Origin of the sequence: Photorhabdus laumondii subsp. laumondii, assembly GCF_003343245.1 — a bacterium.
GTDB classification, from domain to species: Bacteria; Pseudomonadota; Gammaproteobacteria; order Enterobacterales; family Enterobacteriaceae; genus Photorhabdus; species Photorhabdus laumondii.
Genome location: NZ_CP024901.1, coordinates 551,556 through 567,067 on the forward strand (window position 1 = coordinate 551,556; position 15,512 = coordinate 567,067).

Sequence of the window (15,512 nt, forward strand, 5' to 3'; positions counted from 1 at the left end):
ATTAGCAAAATAAATCCAGCATAGCCAGAGTTATTAGTGATTCATAAATATATTTTCTGTAATAAAAATTATTATTTTGCTAATTTGTTCTGTGGTTTTTTATTAATTTCTATATGGTTATGTGCTGTTTGTGTACAAAATATTGCCTGTCTAGATTGAATTATTCATCAGATATGATCATGATTTTTGAGTTAATTTTGTGCCTGTAAGTCGCTTTATCAAAAGAAAAGTGATTTGTAAACCAGCTAGTGTAATATCGGAAGTGATTGAACTTAGTTTTATATAGTACTGTTAATTATAGTACTGCCAATCGTAAGAACACCGCAGCGAGTAATAAACTAATTGATATTAATATTGCCGTTATAAGAATAAGTATCATTTTCATAAAAAGGTAACCTGTTACCGATATGGTCTCTTTACTCTGAGTTAAAACTAAGTCGTATCTGTCAGGTTTGAGCTAATTTCATAATAGAGCCATTGTTATTGGTGCGGTGCAGGATATTCGATATGGTTATAAATGTTAAGTTAAAATAAGTAACAATGTGTTACAAATATTTACTCCGGGTGATATTGTAAGAATATAATAATAGAGGGGTATATAAGAATAAAGAAATTTTAATAATTTATTTGTGGATAATATAAATATTTATCTTTCTATTTTTATATTAAAGGTGTTTTTGGAGAATAAAATTTATATTGTTCCTGTGCTATTTCAAGTTATTTTTCACATTTTTATATTACGTGTAATTATATTTTTTTCTAAGGTTTTTATTTGTTATTTATTTTTATATCATTGATTTTAATGAAATATTTTTATTGTCAATCAATGGTGATTGAATGTTTTCATATGTTTTATTTTTCTATTTATGTGGTTTTTTATTGTATTACTCTCTTTTGAATATATTTTTTATTCTGGTTGTTTGTTATTTTTATTTATTCTTTAATAAGGTTGTAAAATATTATCTTGATATTATTTTTTTAATTTTATTGATAAGTGAAAGTATGTTTTTTTCTATTTTTCATAGAATTCCACTATTTTGTTGATAAATTAAGCGAGTTTGAATAATTACTTAATGTTAGGATTATCATTGTGTTACGTAAATTCAGGGAAGGTTATAAATGTAAATGAATTTTTCTATAGAAACACTTTATTACAAATTATTACTGATTGAAACATAAAATTTTAATTCGAATGAGGGAAATAAGAGGCATTCCCTTTGCCTCTTGATTAATTGTATTCAAAGTTCAGTACAGAAGTTGCTTTCAGTTCCCCTGCTATGATGTTTTGGGGATCATAAACGTGGTAGTAAGCATTAAGGTCGATGGTAAAGTGTTTATCGATGACATTACCGGAGTTTTTACTGAATAGTAGTGTTGCACCTTGGGATGAGGATTGCGAAGCACTGAAAGTTATCGGCGTTGAATCACTTGTCTGAGAAACACGGATACCAACACCTTTAGCGGCACCTGCTTTGCTATCAATTAAAGTTCGATTGTCATTTGGTAGCAGATTATTACTGCTCAGGTAAGCTTTAACTGAGCGTGAAGTTTTACCGTTTTGGAGATATTTGCATTCAAAGTTGAGGGTAAAAGGCGTTTCTCCTTTATCTGCCCCGTTAAGCAATCTAATGCGGTTGACTTTTGGTAGATTCACTGTTAACCCCGCATTTAAGAAGTGACAAGTTGTATCTCTGTGATTAAAAATCATCGTGACGGGTTGATAATAGATATCTTCAGAATGTGTCGGCCACTCCCAAGTAAGAATAAAAGTCAGGAAATCGGTAGCGAAACGGAGAATGGCATCAAGGAGTCCTAAGTTGGTGGTATCCATCGCAATTACAGCCGTTTTTAATGTTGCAGAATTGCCGGAAAAGACGTGAATATTACTACCACCGGGTCTGCCACTCAGTAGCTTTACATTAAGTGTAAATTGGGCTTGCAATTTGCTGGCAGGGTATGTGTCGTTACTGTTTCCCAGATTAATACTGTTGCCAGGAGAAAGATTCGTGATAGTCACTTCGGCATAATTTTTGCCACCATTGAATCCTAAAACAACTTTGTTTTTGGTAAAAGGCGAACCGTTAGCAACCGAGTTTTGTTTCCATAGTGAATTTCTTGTGCATGTAAAATAGCCAGAATATTGGGTGTTGAGTATCCAGGTTGCATTACTGTTCAGAGTGAGATGATCTGTCATATCAACCAGGATTGCCGGTGCCGGTATTGCATATTTGGGTTGGCAATCGGCATAGGCTATGCCACTGCTCAAACTGATTATGGCCGCCAGATACAATGGCTTAAGATATGATGGTTTAAGTTTCATTATCTTCTCCCTTAACGGCAAATATTGGCGTTTGAGCTCATTTCAGGCTGTGGATCATTTATTATGCAGCTCTTTTCACCTAGTTGACCGATGTGGACATAAATTTGCGGTGGTAATTTTTCTACTCGTAGGAAAACCATACTACCCTGACCAACGTATCCTAAGCTGTTACCTTCTGAATCGACAATTTCAGTACCGAAAGGTAAAGGTTTACCATCAGCCTGAGCGGAGTAGAAGATAAAAGTCTTCCGCTGGTCTGTTTTAAATCCGATATGGGTAATCGCGCCGGAATATGGCGCGACATCTCTGATGTTACCGATAAGTTCAGCGGCCCCTTCTGGCACTTCACTGGTATCTAGCATGATGGCATTTTTACGATAAGGAGAAAGATAAGGTATCAGCAACTTACCGCTGGTGTTTGTCACCATGCTTTTATCACCATTCACAGAAGCGTTTGCTGTGCCCGGTGCGTCAATGATGGCGAAAGTTTCCCCAATTTGATTAGCCGCCAGAATTCCGCCTCGATAAGCAACTAAACTGCCGGTTGCGCCAAGTCCCATTTGGCGGTACTCCTTGGATTGGCTATAAGAACTACTCAGTGTGGAAACGGATGTTTTGTAGGTCAAATTTGCACTGGTTGTTGTCGAACCACTTTTCTGATCTGAAATGTTGAAGTGGTAATTCAAACGGTTGTTTGGGCCTGCGCTGCCGCTTAATCCTAAGTTACTGTTGTCATAGTGACTTTCATTGATTGAGACATTATTGGTCAAATAGGCAGGGTAGCCAAACAACTCAAAAGGAACAGACAGCATCAGATAATAGCGCTGTTCCTCTTTACTTTCTGTTTCATTGATATTGTATCGGACACGGCTTGCTGTCAGGGAATAATTGATTTTCCCCAGACTATTGGAATACCCCATTTGATATTCTCTACTTTTATTCTGGGTTCCCCAGTAATTACGAAATGTTCCCGAAAGAAAAAGTGAACCTGCACGACTACCAAGATTCTGGTTCAAATTGATATTAAAGGTATTTTTTTGATGAGAATAATATTGTTGGTTATATCCATTGCTTATCCAGTCATGCAGATCAATCGCATCGATTAGGGTGAGATAATTTTTAGTTGAATAACGATAAGCCGCCAGCGAGAAATTTGTTTTTGTTTGTGGGATATAACGGCTATAAGCCAATTTGTAGCTTTGCCCTTTCATGGTTGGGCTATTATCAAATTTGGCGCTGGACTGTGAAACGTCAATTGAGACAGCGCCAATGGGTAGATTAAAGCCACTACCTAGCAGTAGTGAGTAATAATCTTTACTGATAATGGTACCTGTATAACCGGTCAGGACATTATTAAAACCATATTGATAGCTGGCTTGAAAAAAGTTTGGTTTATAACGACTGTTGGCAATATGTGTTTTACCTGCACTGATATCATATTTGCCAAGACCTTCTTTCATCATATTAGGAACGGATGAAAAGGGAACGGTAAAACTGTTAGTACGCCCGTCTGCTTCCGTCACTGCAACTAGCAAATCACTACCTGAACCTGTGGGTAAAATAGTATCAATAGCAAACGGCCCGGGTGGTACATTACCTTGATAAATAACAACATTATTTTGGGTGATTTTTACCAGAGCATTAGTCTGCGCAACTCCCCGAACGATAGGGGAAAACCCTTGCCAGGCATCGGGGTACATGCGCATATCGGTTTTCAAATTGATACCTCGGAAGCGGAAAGAGTCGAATAAATCGCTTGATGTATAGCTGTCACCAATGCGAAATTCTGAATTAATTGATGAAATTCCTCGTTGCAGATAACGGGTATTGTTACTCCATTTATCACCATTTGAACGCGTATAGTGATAAGAGGATTGATCACGTAATTGCCAGCCAAATAGATTCAAACCGCTATTAAGTGACACGTAAGCATTATCTTCATCTTCACGGTCGCGGTTTTGTTTATTCCTATTCTGAGTATGGTAATAGTTGGCATTGTAGGACAGCATAGCGCCGGGGATACCTCTGTCCCAGAACGCAGGATCGATATAGCCTTTTAGCTCGTTTTTGATATATGCCTGCGGGACGACCAGATGCAGGCTGAGTTTAGGAACATCGAGATTAGCGGTTCCTTCATGTATTATTTTAGTAAGAAGAATTTCATCTTTGGATAAATTCGATTCTGGTAATTGGTTTTTATCAATTTTTATACCTAACCTGGGAAGATCTTCATTAAGTAAGTAAATATCTTTGCCATCGTTCTGGATATTAATATCAAATCTTCCTTTCCAGTCATTATTCAGATATATGTCAATACCATAACGACCAGCGGGTAGCTCTGAAGTGGAATAAAATCGGGATAAATCCGCTTTTGCCGATTCACCAACCAGAAAGTCAGTATTAAATGTTGTGGCATAGCATAAACAATCTGTATACAGAAGGGTACTTATTATCAGAGCTAACGGACTAATTTTTTGTCTTATCATGTTCTATGCTATGCCAGTAATATCACTATTGAAGTGGTAAAGTTAATTTATTTATAGCACCAAAATCATCAACAATAGCCAGAGTTAATTTGTCTCCAACTTTTACTTTTTCATTGGTACTGAATGAATGAGAAGAGAACGGTTTTATAATTGTTCCTTCATTGAGTAAGTTAGGTTGAGTGTCAGAAGATTTAAGGCCGACAATACTCATGAAATAGGGTGATGCATTTTCCAATTTTAGTTGGCTACCCTCACGTTTTAATACAATATGTTGTTGGATCTGTTTAGGTAAGATAGAAAGCTTATCAGGCCGGTAGAAAAATTTGATCCGGGTACGAATTGCGATTTGCATAACGTTTTTATCACTAATATTTTCTGCAACGGGAGGAATATCCAGAACATTTAAATAAAACAGCGATTCACGATCCGTGGGTAGATTGTTACTGATGTATTTAATTCTTAATTGTTGCCCGTTATTGCCATCAATTTTGACGACTGGAGGGGTGAGTAAAAAGGGGACTTTAGCTGTTTCAGGTGTTGAATTAGGATCGCCATCATCTATCCAGGATTGTACCAGAGAGGGTTGATCCCCTGCATTTAATAATTGAACTGATACCTCTTTATTACTGGCTGGGTAAATAACACGTGTTGTGTTAATAACGATGTTAGCATGAGCAGATAAAGTCGTTATCCCTAATAATATAGTTAAAAATAATTTCTTCATAACGTTATTTTTGCCAAATTAAATAAGCCTATTTATCTAAATAGGCTTTATTTATTGTAGTAAATCATTATAAATAAGTAACGTGATAAGTAACCATTGTTACTATTTTACCGTGATCTGCATCACCAGCGCCTACTTTGTAATATTTCGCATAGAAATCGACAACTTCAGGTATTGTCTCAGAGCCTTTGATTCCTGTATCAAACGCTTTATTCAGCATAATAGGGTTATTTTCTTCGGCGTGTTTAACAATCGCGATACCTACGTTTTTCGGCTTACCATTTGCATTAAGTTCTTGGTTAACCAGGTACTTAGCATCGTTAGAAATAGTATGTGATGATGAGAACTGGATTTTCAACATAGAGGTTGCTGGATCAAAACCAACGGCTTTGGACTGGCAGTTAGAAAATTCTAGTGAAAATGCTTTCTTACCAAAATCAATTAAGCCTTCTTTTTGTCCGGCTTGAGTGACTGAGATCGGTTCCAATATAATCGACAGATTAGCTGAAGCACCACCATTAATAGTACAAGTGGCATCAGTGACTGCACCAGAGAAATGTAATGTACCGCCGGCAGCATCATTGGCTGCAACAGCAGAACCCGTAGCAAAAATAAGCGCAGCGGTGGTTGATAACGCTAGTTTATTCATTTTTCCTCTCCAGGAGTAGGGACATCTTAATTGGCTTTATCAGGGGGGTGAAGATAGGGGCCCTGAATCCCCCAATACATCAGAAAAATTAAAAAAACAATATGAGTATTTATCTATTAAATTGATTTAATATTATAAATTTAAAATAAAAATCAATATATTATATGGTCGAAAATAGTTTAGTAACTTGAGTTTTAGTTGAATAAATCTAATTGTTGCCAATGCAAGTTCTTATTTTATCTACTTAGATAAAGCTGATATTGTTTATACATATTTATAACTTGGAAACGTATATTATAGACGATTAAACCTATTTAAGAAGGGATTTTTATTATTTAGGTTAAATTAAGAGTGAAAGTCTAATTTTTCGATAAAAATAAGTGTAATACACAGATTGAGAGTGTAATTAAGAATTATATTCTTGTTTTTGTGATCTTTTTGATATTTTGTTTCTTTTTTTGTTGTTGTGCTGGTTAATATTCTTATGATTTTTTAATTTGTTTTTTTAGATGTTATGTAATATTAATTATTTTATATCAGTTGTTTATTGGTGTTTTATCTTTGTAAATATTTCAATACGATTTTTTTATCCTGTGAAATAATTCCTTATTGATGTAGGCTTTCTCTTTATAGATTAATTTAAGTAGGGTGGGCATAGTTTAGTTTTATTATAGATGATGTTGAGTTTATATTATGATGTAACATTATGGAAATAGTAAATTATAATTGATGATATTACAAAGGAATTATTGTTTGAGAAATAGTAATCTAAAATCTCTCATATATTTTAACTCATAATGTTATATACATTCTTTCATAGAAAATATATGCATCAATGATTCTCTTGTTGTTCTTTTGCTTTTTCTGCCAATTGTGGAAAATCAAGAGCAATCCAATAACTTTCTGGTACAGGAAGATCTTTCATTTGGCGGCTAGGCCACAATTGTAATTCGGCCAATTCAGATAATCTGTAGCCAGTATATTGTTGTGGCAGGGTAAGTCTGAGTGGAACTTGCTGTTCTGTAGGCACCATATTAGGGGTACGATCGCTGTGAGTATGGAAATCACGTTGAAGGATTAAACGTTTATCAGGCACGCGACGTTTGCTGTCCCACCAGATACCATCAACCTGTTCAAACATTTTCCGTGTTTCATCAGGGGATAAGGCTTCTAGTTCACGTAGTGCAGGAGGCAGAATAGCTTGCATTGATAGACGGTACTGTTTCATTGACGGTACTTGCCCAGCCAGTATCAAAGAGAGGGAAAGACGAGCGCCTAATAGATTGGAGTAGAGATCTTCAGGAGAGAACGCAGATACTTTTTCAGAAAATCCCGGTACAGACTGATAACCGTACCATTGGGCGATTTCATGCCATGCAGCAAGTTCAAAAGCCAATTTTGCGGCTAGATAAGCAGTTAAGGTATAACGTTGTTCTATCGATGCTGGTGGTGTGAATTGATAGAATTGGATACGGCGTAATGCTAATTCGCTGCTGAGTTCTATTTGCCACTCTTCTCCAAGACGAGGCCAGATTTGACTGAACAGAAAAACCGCATTATCAGCGGTATCCCGTACATGGGAAATATCAATGAATCCGCCTCGGCGGGTATATATCATCCCCACTTTTTCATTACTGAGCCCTGTTAATGAAGCAACGGTACCAAAAAAACTGTTGTTATAATTATGTGCCCCAAGATTATCGGCATCCAGCACATTACTTATGTGGTAAAAAGGTACTGGAATGGTCAGTAATTCAGTTTTTAAATTGTAGCCAAAAGCACAGCAAGCTCTTAATCCTTCGGGAGAGGGAATCGGAGCAAGAACCGGCCATGCACGGGTGGCTTCGGCGGTTGTTTCACTATTTAAGTCAGGTTGTACTGGTGCGATTGAAGAAAAAGTTCCTTGGCATCCTGCGACTAACGTTAAAGCAGTAATCCATAAACGCAATTTCAAAACGCCTCTCCTACCTGAAAATAAAATCCATTGCTTTTTTTACCGATACCAAAATCCAGCCTGACATTCATTTTAGGTTTGAATTCAAAACGATAGCCTGCGCCAACGGTGGGTAACCAGTTTTCTGAGCCAATATCTTTTGCATAATGGCTTAGAGTGCCCGCCCCAGCCCATAGAACAAAGCCATGTCGCCAGTCCAATTTGTGCCGATATTCCAATTGGGTGCTGATAACATTTTTGTCCCGGTATCTGCCTTCATAATATCCGCGCATCCGATGACTATTACCTAGCATTGACAGCATATTCCAGGGCACTTGGCCGTCAGTGAAACGACCATAACTATCGAATGCCAGTACAGATTTTTCATCTAATTGATAATAGGTGCTGTATTGCATATCAACGGTATTAAACCGGCGGTCACTGCCTAATGCCGGGGAAAAATGGGTATAGGTAATATCAAGAACGTGTCCTTGATGAGCGTTAGGCAGAAAATCCCGAGTGTCATAGCTGAAATAGGCACTGACGCCTGAACTCAATATGGACCGGCCATCGTTTTCTGCTGCAAAAAGTTTTTTAGCACCGTTATCAGGGTCTTTGGCATGTAATGATGAAAAATTCCAGCCAGCGCCTAAATAGGTAGAATCAGCAACTCGATAGAGAACTCTGGGTTGCAAGTGCAGTTCCTGTGAGTGATATTTTTCTTTGCGATCATCTGTCTTACCTGCTTGATATCCTGTACCCCAGTAGTAGGTGGGAACGTTGTTCAATGTACCGGAAAGAAAAAAACGCCATTGATCATCAGCAAAGAAATTGTAGTTATCAAATGTGAAGCCAAAGGCACCTGTTGAAGAGGCAAATCCATTCAGGGAAAGAGAAGAGATTTGGCTGGTATGATCATTATTATCTGGCCGATAGAGACCAATGACAGCAACACCGAGACCAGCACCTAACTCTGGAGTGTAGAAAGGGCCGGGTAAAATGCCCCAGTCAATCGCTTTACTGCTGTCATAGGTATTACTGCCACCTAATTTTTCTAGCCAGCCATCGATTTTTCCCCTGCTGAGTCGTGCTTCGCCATATGAGAAATCAGAAATAAAAAGGCTGACTAAAGCCAGCCCATATAAAGTACAGCGGATATTCATTAAAAGCGAAACTCTCCCGAAATATAGCAGCTATTACGTTTGTTAAAGCCAACTTCAGTCAGCAGATTGAAATTGCGGGTGACTTCCAGCCTTGCACCAACGGTATTATTCCAGCGGGATGCAACATGCTGTTTTACTTTGAATTTCATACTTTCATAATCGTCGAATGCACTTACTAATTTATCAAACATGGGGGGTAAATCCAGATTACTAATATTTCCCTCAAATTTCTGAGTAATTTTCTGGTACATACCACCGGTCCATACCTGCAATTTGGTATTTCCTTGGCCTGGGATGATTGGCTGGAATATAAACTCATAACCAACACGTGGTGTAACAACCAGAGCGCTAATTTTACCATCCAGAATATCTAGATTAGTGTAGGTATAGTTAGTATCAAGTGTACCGAAAAACTGATCGTAACCTCCTGCTAGAGTAAAACCGCCACCATAGGTTTTACCTTTAAAGTCCAATTTGAAAGGAATATCTTTCATATCAGGAATAGGGAAACCACTAAATCTGATTCCCTCAATGTTGGTTTTCGATGATCCTTTTGTCCAACCATAAACGCCATAAACATTCAGAAAAGGTAGAACCCAGGCATCTAGTTTGAGCATATGCGACTCATTCTTTTCTCTGGTTTTACCTGTCTGGATATCCAGCACATCTTCAAAACCTGGGGTATTCGGTATAATGATTTTAATATCGTCTACAATGATATTCTGCCGCATATTCATATAACCGTAACTGGCACCAAAAGGTTCCGGTAGGTCATAACCTTTAGCTCTGGCCTCGTCACCCCAAATTGGGAGTATTCGTGATTCTTGCTTATTTGGTTTTCTGGATAAACTACCATCAGCAGTCGTTTGGTTTCCGCCGGACTGGCTAACAGAGAGAGAAAGAATTGGGCGATCATCAGCATAGCTATAAGGGATTGCCAGGCAGGATGAAATAACAGCTAACTTGCTAATATCAGAAAATTTCATATCAAAAAATTTCATAATAGAAAGCTCGGTTTTGCGGGTAAGAAGATTTAAGGTTGTTAGATATGTCCTATCGTAATATTTAAAGCGCAACAGACCCGGCAAACTATCATAAGTTTTATTGATAATAAGTATCATAAAGTGCTGAAAAGTATAATTTTACTGTTCATCTAATGAACTATTCTGTTTTTCTCAGGCAAAGATAAAAGGAGCATGGTTATTACGCCACCTATTAATCCCCAGAATGCAGCGCCTACACCAAGTAATGTTACGCCAGATGCGGTGATTAAAAATGTTATTACCGCAGCGTCCCGTTGTTTTTCATTCTGTAGCGTTTGTAGCAGGCTGCCGGAAATTGTTCCAAGCAATGCTAATCCGGCAATAATATGAATAAGTGCTGCCGGTAGCGCGCTGAATAACATACTGATTGAACCACCGAACAGCCCTGCTATCAGGTAAAACACGCCCGCTACGGCAGCGGCCATATAGCGGCGATTTGGGTCAGTGTGGATTTCTGGGCTCATACAAATTGCTGCCGTAATGGCGGCAATACAGACGGAAAAACCACCAAAAGGTGACAAGATCAGTGAAATGAGCGCAGTCCAGCTTATCAGTGATGAAACAGAAACTGGATACCCTGCGGCTTTCAGTGTGGCTACGCCGGGTGCGTTTTGGGATGCCATCGTGACGATGAAAAATGGAATACCGACACTCAATAACGAAGAGAGTGTGAAACTGGGCGCAATAAATTCAGGGGCAACAAATGCGACTGTGGATTGTTGTTCAAAGTGAATACCTCCCTGTAAAGCGGCGATAATCAGCCCCGATAATAGTGTTAAGATGATGGCATAGCGGGATAAATATCTGCGTGCCAGAAGATAAGTTAAACACATTCCGGCAGTCAGTACGAAGTTGACTGAAAATGAGGAAAAGGCATCTAAACCAAAGCGTAATAGAATACCGGCTAACATAGCGGCGGAAAGTGCCTGTGGGATATAGTTCATCAATCGAGCAAACAGGCCAGTAATACCGCACAGCAAGATCAGTGCTGAAGCAAAGATAAAGATACCAATGGCTTCATTAATTGATGTTCCTGGTAGCGTTGTCGCCAGTAGCGCCGCGCCCGGTGTTGACCATGCGGTAAGGACGGGGGTGCGGTAATAAAGCGATAGCCCCAGGGAGCTGATACCCATCCCAAGCCCTAGCATACTCAGCCAGCCGCCGATCTGTAGGGTGGTGGCGCCCGCAGCTTCCGCAGCCTGAAAGATAATTGCCGCTGAACTGGTATATCCAACTAAAACAGCGACAAATCCGGCGGTGATTGCCGGAAAAGAGAGGTCACGCAGAGAAATTGTATGGCGCATGGTGGTCTCCATTTAAATTGTTTTGGTTAAAAGCATCTGAATTTGGCTATAATTTAGTTAACTATCAGCGTAAAACAGATTTATCGGTAGTGAACTTCCTCGTACAAACTTTGATGACGACAATATGACGGTAGAACCTGCCAGAATTTCAAGTAATTTACTGTGATCGAAAAGGTAAGGATCGTAAGGGCAAATAAGTCATGATGAATTTCATTCGAAAAATTTGAAGCTAAAAATAACTATATTCTATAATCAATTCTTATAATTATATGGAGCCTGCTAAATGGAAAACTATGTTCGCCCTGTTTTAACGTTACCGGATAATGCGGAACGATTATTATTGCACTCTTGTTGTGCTCCTTGTTCTGGTGAAGTGATGGAAGCGCTACGTGCTTCTGGAATTGATTACACCGTCTTTTTCTATAATCCGAATATTCATCCCAAACGGGAATATTTAATTCGCAAAGAAGAGAACATTCGTTTTGCGGAGCAACACAATGTGCCATTTGTCGATGCGGATTATGACAGCGATAACTGGTTTGAACGTGCTAAAGGCATGGAATTGGAGCCAGAAAGAGGTGTTCGCTGCACCATGTGCTTTGATATGCGTTTTGAGCGTACTGCTTTGTATGCTTATGAAAATAATTTCAGCATTATTTCAAGCTCATTGGGCATTTCCCGCTGGAAAAACATGCAGCAGATAAATGATTGTGGAAAACGAGCGGCAAGTCAGTATCCGGGGATTCAATACTGGGATTACAACTGGCGTAAACAAGGTGGTTCAGCTCGGATGATTGAAATTAGTAAACAGGAAAGATTTTATCAGCAGGAATATTGTGGTTGTATCTATTCATTGCGTGACACGAATAAACACCGTAAATCTCAGGGACGGGATATCATCAGGATTGGTGTTAAATATTATGGTGATGAAGATACTGAAGGGGCTTGTTAAGCTTTTCACGATAGCCTGTTGAGGGGGGGATTTCCCCCCTGAATTTACAGTTATGATACGACTAAACTTGTGTCATAACGATTGCGGACATAATTGCGGACATAAATAGTAGTTTTAGGCCGGAAAACTCAGTGAGCCTTCTTCTTGGCTTCTTTGCTTTTTGCCTTCTGGTGTGAGCGTTGTTTGGGGGCGGTTTTGCCAGATTTCTTCTCTGCTTTGGTATTTTCCATATGGGAAGACGTCGCCTTGGTATTCGAAGATTGGGGGGCGGGTGTGCTAGGTGCAGCCAATACCGCGCCAGAGAATAACAGTGATAATACAGTTATGGATAAGCCTAAACGTGTCATGATAATTTTCCTGTGTTTTAACTTTGTTTCACTTGCTGGAATACATTTTGCGCGACTCAGTAAGCTACTTGCTATTCCAGATTTGTTTTAACGCACAGTGAGTATACGGGCCTGATCATTAATTCAGCAATTTAAGATAATGCTTTTTTATAGTTTTTTATAATTCGTTGAAGAATCGTTGAAGTTTTTGGGCATAATTTGCCTGATAACAGAGGGCGTTTATTTAAAGCGGTGGGTTTTCTATTGACATGTATACTCCGGTGTTCGTATTCACTGTTCATTCATAGGCAGGTTTGCACAAGCGGTAATTAATTAACATAGGTATAATCTAGAGGAATTATCACATATACCCTATTGTTTTTTATTTAGATAGATTAGAGAGAAATATTATTACAACTAATTTCTATCTCTTTTGTGGACAATGGTGAAAACTATACTATTATGAAATTGGTGCATTGAAATAATTAATGCTGATATATACCCTATGGATTTCAAGATGAATCGCGACGGCAAGGGAGTGCAGCCAACAAAGAGGCAACTTGAAAGATAACGGATATAACAGTTCAGTAACTACATCACAGTCTATAATAACAGACTGAGCATATTAACGCTCTATTAGGGAAAAACTTATACCGTTCATGATGAAAAGGCAATGAGGCGTCATGATAACTCATTGGCTGTAATCGGAAAAGTAATGTTAACCAAGTGGAGATAGATATATGTCTAAATACAAATTAAACCGATATTTATTAGCGAGTTCTATATTATGTTTTTTCACATCAGGAAATGTTATTGCCGCCAACCCTAAAATATCTGCATATTATCTGAGTGGGCCTGCTGCACAGGTGGATACTCAAGAATATTATGCCAGCCTTGATAATTTTAAAAAATTAAGTAGAGATATCTCTAAGAACAAGAGTAACTTTAATACGTTGGTATTGTCTTTCGTCCAGCCTGGTTTTGTTAATTATGAAAAAAATAGCCTGAAATGTTCAGGATTGTTTGGTTATACCTGTACTTCTGGTCAAAGTATTAGCATCAAAGAAGCTGAAAATGCTAGAGCTGATTTTATGGCATTAAAAGGTGTGATTGCTGATTTAAAATCTCATGGTGTGAGCACTTATATTGCAGTAGGTGGATGGAACTTTAGTTGTGATCCAAAAATTTATGATATAACTGCCAGCAAAAAAGATGCTTGTGGTAATGAACCCGGTGCGGTTTATGACATCTTCCCTAATCCCCTGACTAAAATTCCTCGATTTGACAGTACTATTACGGGTAAAGCAGCAGATAAGGCATATAGAAATATTGTCAATTTGGCTGCTAACTTGGGAGTCGAGGGAATTGATGTGGATTATGAAGAATTCTGGCACGCTGATATTAATGCAAAAAGCTGGAAATTAACGCCTGACTCAATCAAGGTTCCCCTTAATAACAGTGAAACTCTTATTACATCAACTTTAATAGCAAAGGGACTCGGCGGTTATGTTTATGATGCGTCAATGAAGATTGTTCCTGGCGCAGAAAAAATTCCCCGTGCAATGCCTGCAACCGTGGATAAATTCGCCGCTATTTTAAAATCTTTTTACACTTCAATTAATGCCGTTAAACCATCACTTAAGCTAAGTATTGCAGGTCCTGCAACGGGAGGTATCCCGAATATGTCCGCTAATTGGGGAACCAATGCGAGGAATAGTGATATTTATGGTGGTGCTTGGTGGGGAGGAAATCTCTATGGTTTAATTTATAATACCGCGCTGAGTTATCCCAGTCTGATCAACCGACTCAGTTATATTGGTGTGATGACCTATGATTTAAGTGAAAAAGATTGTGGATTTATTGGAGGAGGTGAAACATATATTCCTTGTGACCTTCCTGGACAGGTTAAGTATTATTATGGGCAATATATTAATTGGCTTAAATCGGGCAATGAAGTTGTTACCTTTCATATCAAACTGAAAGGGGCACGTAATTACGCTCAGGCATCAGTTCAACCGCAAAAATTATTGGTTTTGCCGCCGATTACCGTTGGATTTGAAGTTGGTAGACCCGCAACCGGTAATTTACCGCTGACGAAGAGCGCTCTTAACAGCATATTAGATGGTACGATCAAATATGGTAAAACGGGTCTGATAATGTGGGATCTATTTAAGAATGAACGTTATGACGGTAGTAACTGGAAAGATGAGTGGGCAACACCTAATGATCTTTTGTCTACAGCTTGCAAAAAAATAGGGCTGACAGGAGAGCATTATAATTGTGATAGTTCTGTCCCGACACCTGATCCTGTTCCGGCTTTTATTAAGAAATAACATTGACGTTGATATTTCATTTTTAATTCTGCAAGTATATACCCTATGGATTGCAAGATGCATCGCGACGGCAAGGGAACGAATCCCCGGGAGCATAGATAACGATGTGACCGGGGTGAGTGAGTGCAGCCAACAAAGAGGCAACTTGAAAGATGACGGGTATATATGTGGGTTTCCTTTAAAGGTGATTTGCATTATCAAAACGGTGGAACTTATCGGAAATGCTAAATTTTCAAAGTTGATAGATACTGCCCCGCAATATACCGCGGGGCAACAGAT

General features: G+C 38.6%; 11 protein-coding genes. 3 read left to right on the plus strand and 8 right to left on the minus strand.

Translation table 11 applies throughout. The features are described 5' to 3' along the window. Nucleotides 1–1,228: 1,228 nt before the first annotated feature. The 8 genes from PluTT01m_RS02585 to PluTT01m_RS02620 form a co-directional block, all read right to left on the minus strand. Complete coding sequence (locus PluTT01m_RS02585; RefSeq protein ID WP_011144889.1) at nucleotides 1,229–2,320, minus strand: fimbrial protein; 1,092 nt, start codon at nucleotides 2,318–2,320, stop codon at nucleotides 1,229–1,231. 11 nt (nucleotides 2,321–2,331) lie between these two features. Continuing rightward, nucleotides 2,332–4,806, minus strand: coding sequence for a fimbria/pilus outer membrane usher protein (locus PluTT01m_RS02590; protein ID WP_011144890.1), 2,475 nt, complete (start codon nucleotides 4,804–4,806; stop codon nucleotides 2,332–2,334). A 25-nt stretch (nucleotides 4,807–4,831) separates the two neighbouring features. After that, nucleotides 4,832–5,530, minus strand: coding sequence for a fimbrial biogenesis chaperone (locus PluTT01m_RS02595; RefSeq protein WP_011144891.1), 699 nt, complete (start codon nucleotides 5,528–5,530; stop codon nucleotides 4,832–4,834). A 67-nt stretch (nucleotides 5,531–5,597) separates the two neighbouring features. After that, nucleotides 5,598–6,179 carry a fimbrial protein gene (locus tag PluTT01m_RS02600; protein WP_011144892.1) on the minus strand — a complete coding sequence of 194 codons (582 nt, stop codon included), beginning with the start codon at nucleotides 6,177–6,179 and terminating at the stop codon, nucleotides 5,598–5,600. Nucleotides 6,180–7,011: 832 nt separating this feature from the next. After that, nucleotides 7,012–8,133 (minus strand): DUF4056 domain-containing protein, encoded by a 1,122-nt coding sequence (locus tag PluTT01m_RS02605; RefSeq protein WP_011144893.1) that lies wholly within the window; start codon nucleotides 8,131–8,133, stop codon nucleotides 7,012–7,014. Then, nucleotides 8,130–9,275 (minus strand): BamA/TamA family outer membrane protein, encoded by a 1,146-nt coding sequence (locus tag PluTT01m_RS02610; protein ID WP_011144894.1) that lies wholly within the window; start codon nucleotides 9,273–9,275, stop codon nucleotides 8,130–8,132. The genes PluTT01m_RS02605 and PluTT01m_RS02610 overlap by 4 nt, the downstream gene beginning before the upstream one ends. After that, the gene (locus PluTT01m_RS02615; protein ID WP_041380546.1) at nucleotides 9,275–10,261 is read right to left on the minus strand and encodes a hypothetical protein; all 987 of its coding nucleotides are present in this window, start codon (nucleotides 10,259–10,261) and stop codon (nucleotides 9,275–9,277) included. Before PluTT01m_RS02615 ends, PluTT01m_RS02610 begins: the two co-directional genes overlap by 1 nt. Before the next feature lie 167 nt (nucleotides 10,262–10,428). After that, the gene (locus tag PluTT01m_RS02620; protein WP_041379894.1) at nucleotides 10,429–11,622 is read right to left on the minus strand and encodes a benzoate/H(+) symporter BenE family transporter; all 1,194 of its coding nucleotides are present in this window, start codon (nucleotides 11,620–11,622) and stop codon (nucleotides 10,429–10,431) included. A gap of 283 nt (nucleotides 11,623–11,905) precedes the next feature. Between PluTT01m_RS02620 and PluTT01m_RS02625 the strand changes: the two genes are divergently transcribed. The 3 genes from PluTT01m_RS02625 (at nucleotide 11,906) to PluTT01m_RS02635 (ending at nucleotide 15,233) form a co-directional block, all read left to right on the plus strand. Next, the gene (locus tag PluTT01m_RS02625; protein ID WP_011144897.1) at nucleotides 11,906–12,574 is read left to right on the plus strand and encodes an epoxyqueuosine reductase QueH; all 669 of its coding nucleotides are present in this window, start codon (nucleotides 11,906–11,908) and stop codon (nucleotides 12,572–12,574) included. A 144-nt stretch (nucleotides 12,575–12,718) separates the two neighbouring features. Beyond that, complete coding sequence (locus tag PluTT01m_RS02630; RefSeq protein ID WP_125026206.1) at nucleotides 12,719–13,012, plus strand: hypothetical protein; 294 nt, start codon at nucleotides 12,719–12,721, stop codon at nucleotides 13,010–13,012. Nucleotides 13,013–13,640: 628 nt separating this feature from the next. After that, entirely contained in the window at nucleotides 13,641–15,233 is a 1,593-nt protein-coding gene (locus PluTT01m_RS02635; protein ID WP_011144899.1) for a glycosyl hydrolase family 18 protein, read from the plus strand. The last annotated feature ends 279 nt before the right edge of the window (nucleotides 15,234–15,512 follow it).

Excerpts from the sequence above, each read along its gene's own strand:
- PluTT01m_RS02585 (WP_011144889.1), bottom strand. The coding sequence starts at position 2,320 with ATGAAACTTAAACCATCATATCTTAAGCCATTGTATCTGGCGGCCATA.
- PluTT01m_RS02590 (WP_011144890.1), bottom strand. The coding sequence starts at position 4,806 with ATGATAAGACAAAAAATTAGTCCGTTAGCTCTGATAATAAGTACCCTT.
- PluTT01m_RS02595 (WP_011144891.1), bottom strand. The coding sequence starts at position 5,530 with ATGAAGAAATTATTTTTAACTATATTATTAGGGATAACGACTTTATCT.
- PluTT01m_RS02600 (WP_011144892.1), bottom strand. The coding sequence starts at position 6,179 with ATGAATAAACTAGCGTTATCAACCACCGCTGCGCTTATTTTTGCTACG.
- PluTT01m_RS02610 (WP_011144894.1), bottom strand. The coding sequence starts at position 9,275 with ATGAATATCCGCTGTACTTTATATGGGCTGGCTTTAGTCAGCCTTTTT.
- PluTT01m_RS02615 (WP_041380546.1), bottom strand. The coding sequence starts at position 10,261 with ATGAAATTTTCTGATATTAGCAAGTTAGCTGTTATTTCATCCTGCCTG.
- PluTT01m_RS02620 (WP_041379894.1), bottom strand. The coding sequence starts at position 11,622 with ATGCGCCATACAATTTCTCTGCGTGACCTCTCTTTTCCGGCAATCACC.
- PluTT01m_RS02625 (WP_011144897.1), top strand. The coding sequence starts at position 11,906 with ATGGAAAACTATGTTCGCCCTGTTTTAACGTTACCGGATAATGCGGAA.
- PluTT01m_RS02635 (WP_011144899.1), top strand. The coding sequence starts at position 13,641 with ATGTCTAAATACAAATTAAACCGATATTTATTAGCGAGTTCTATATTA.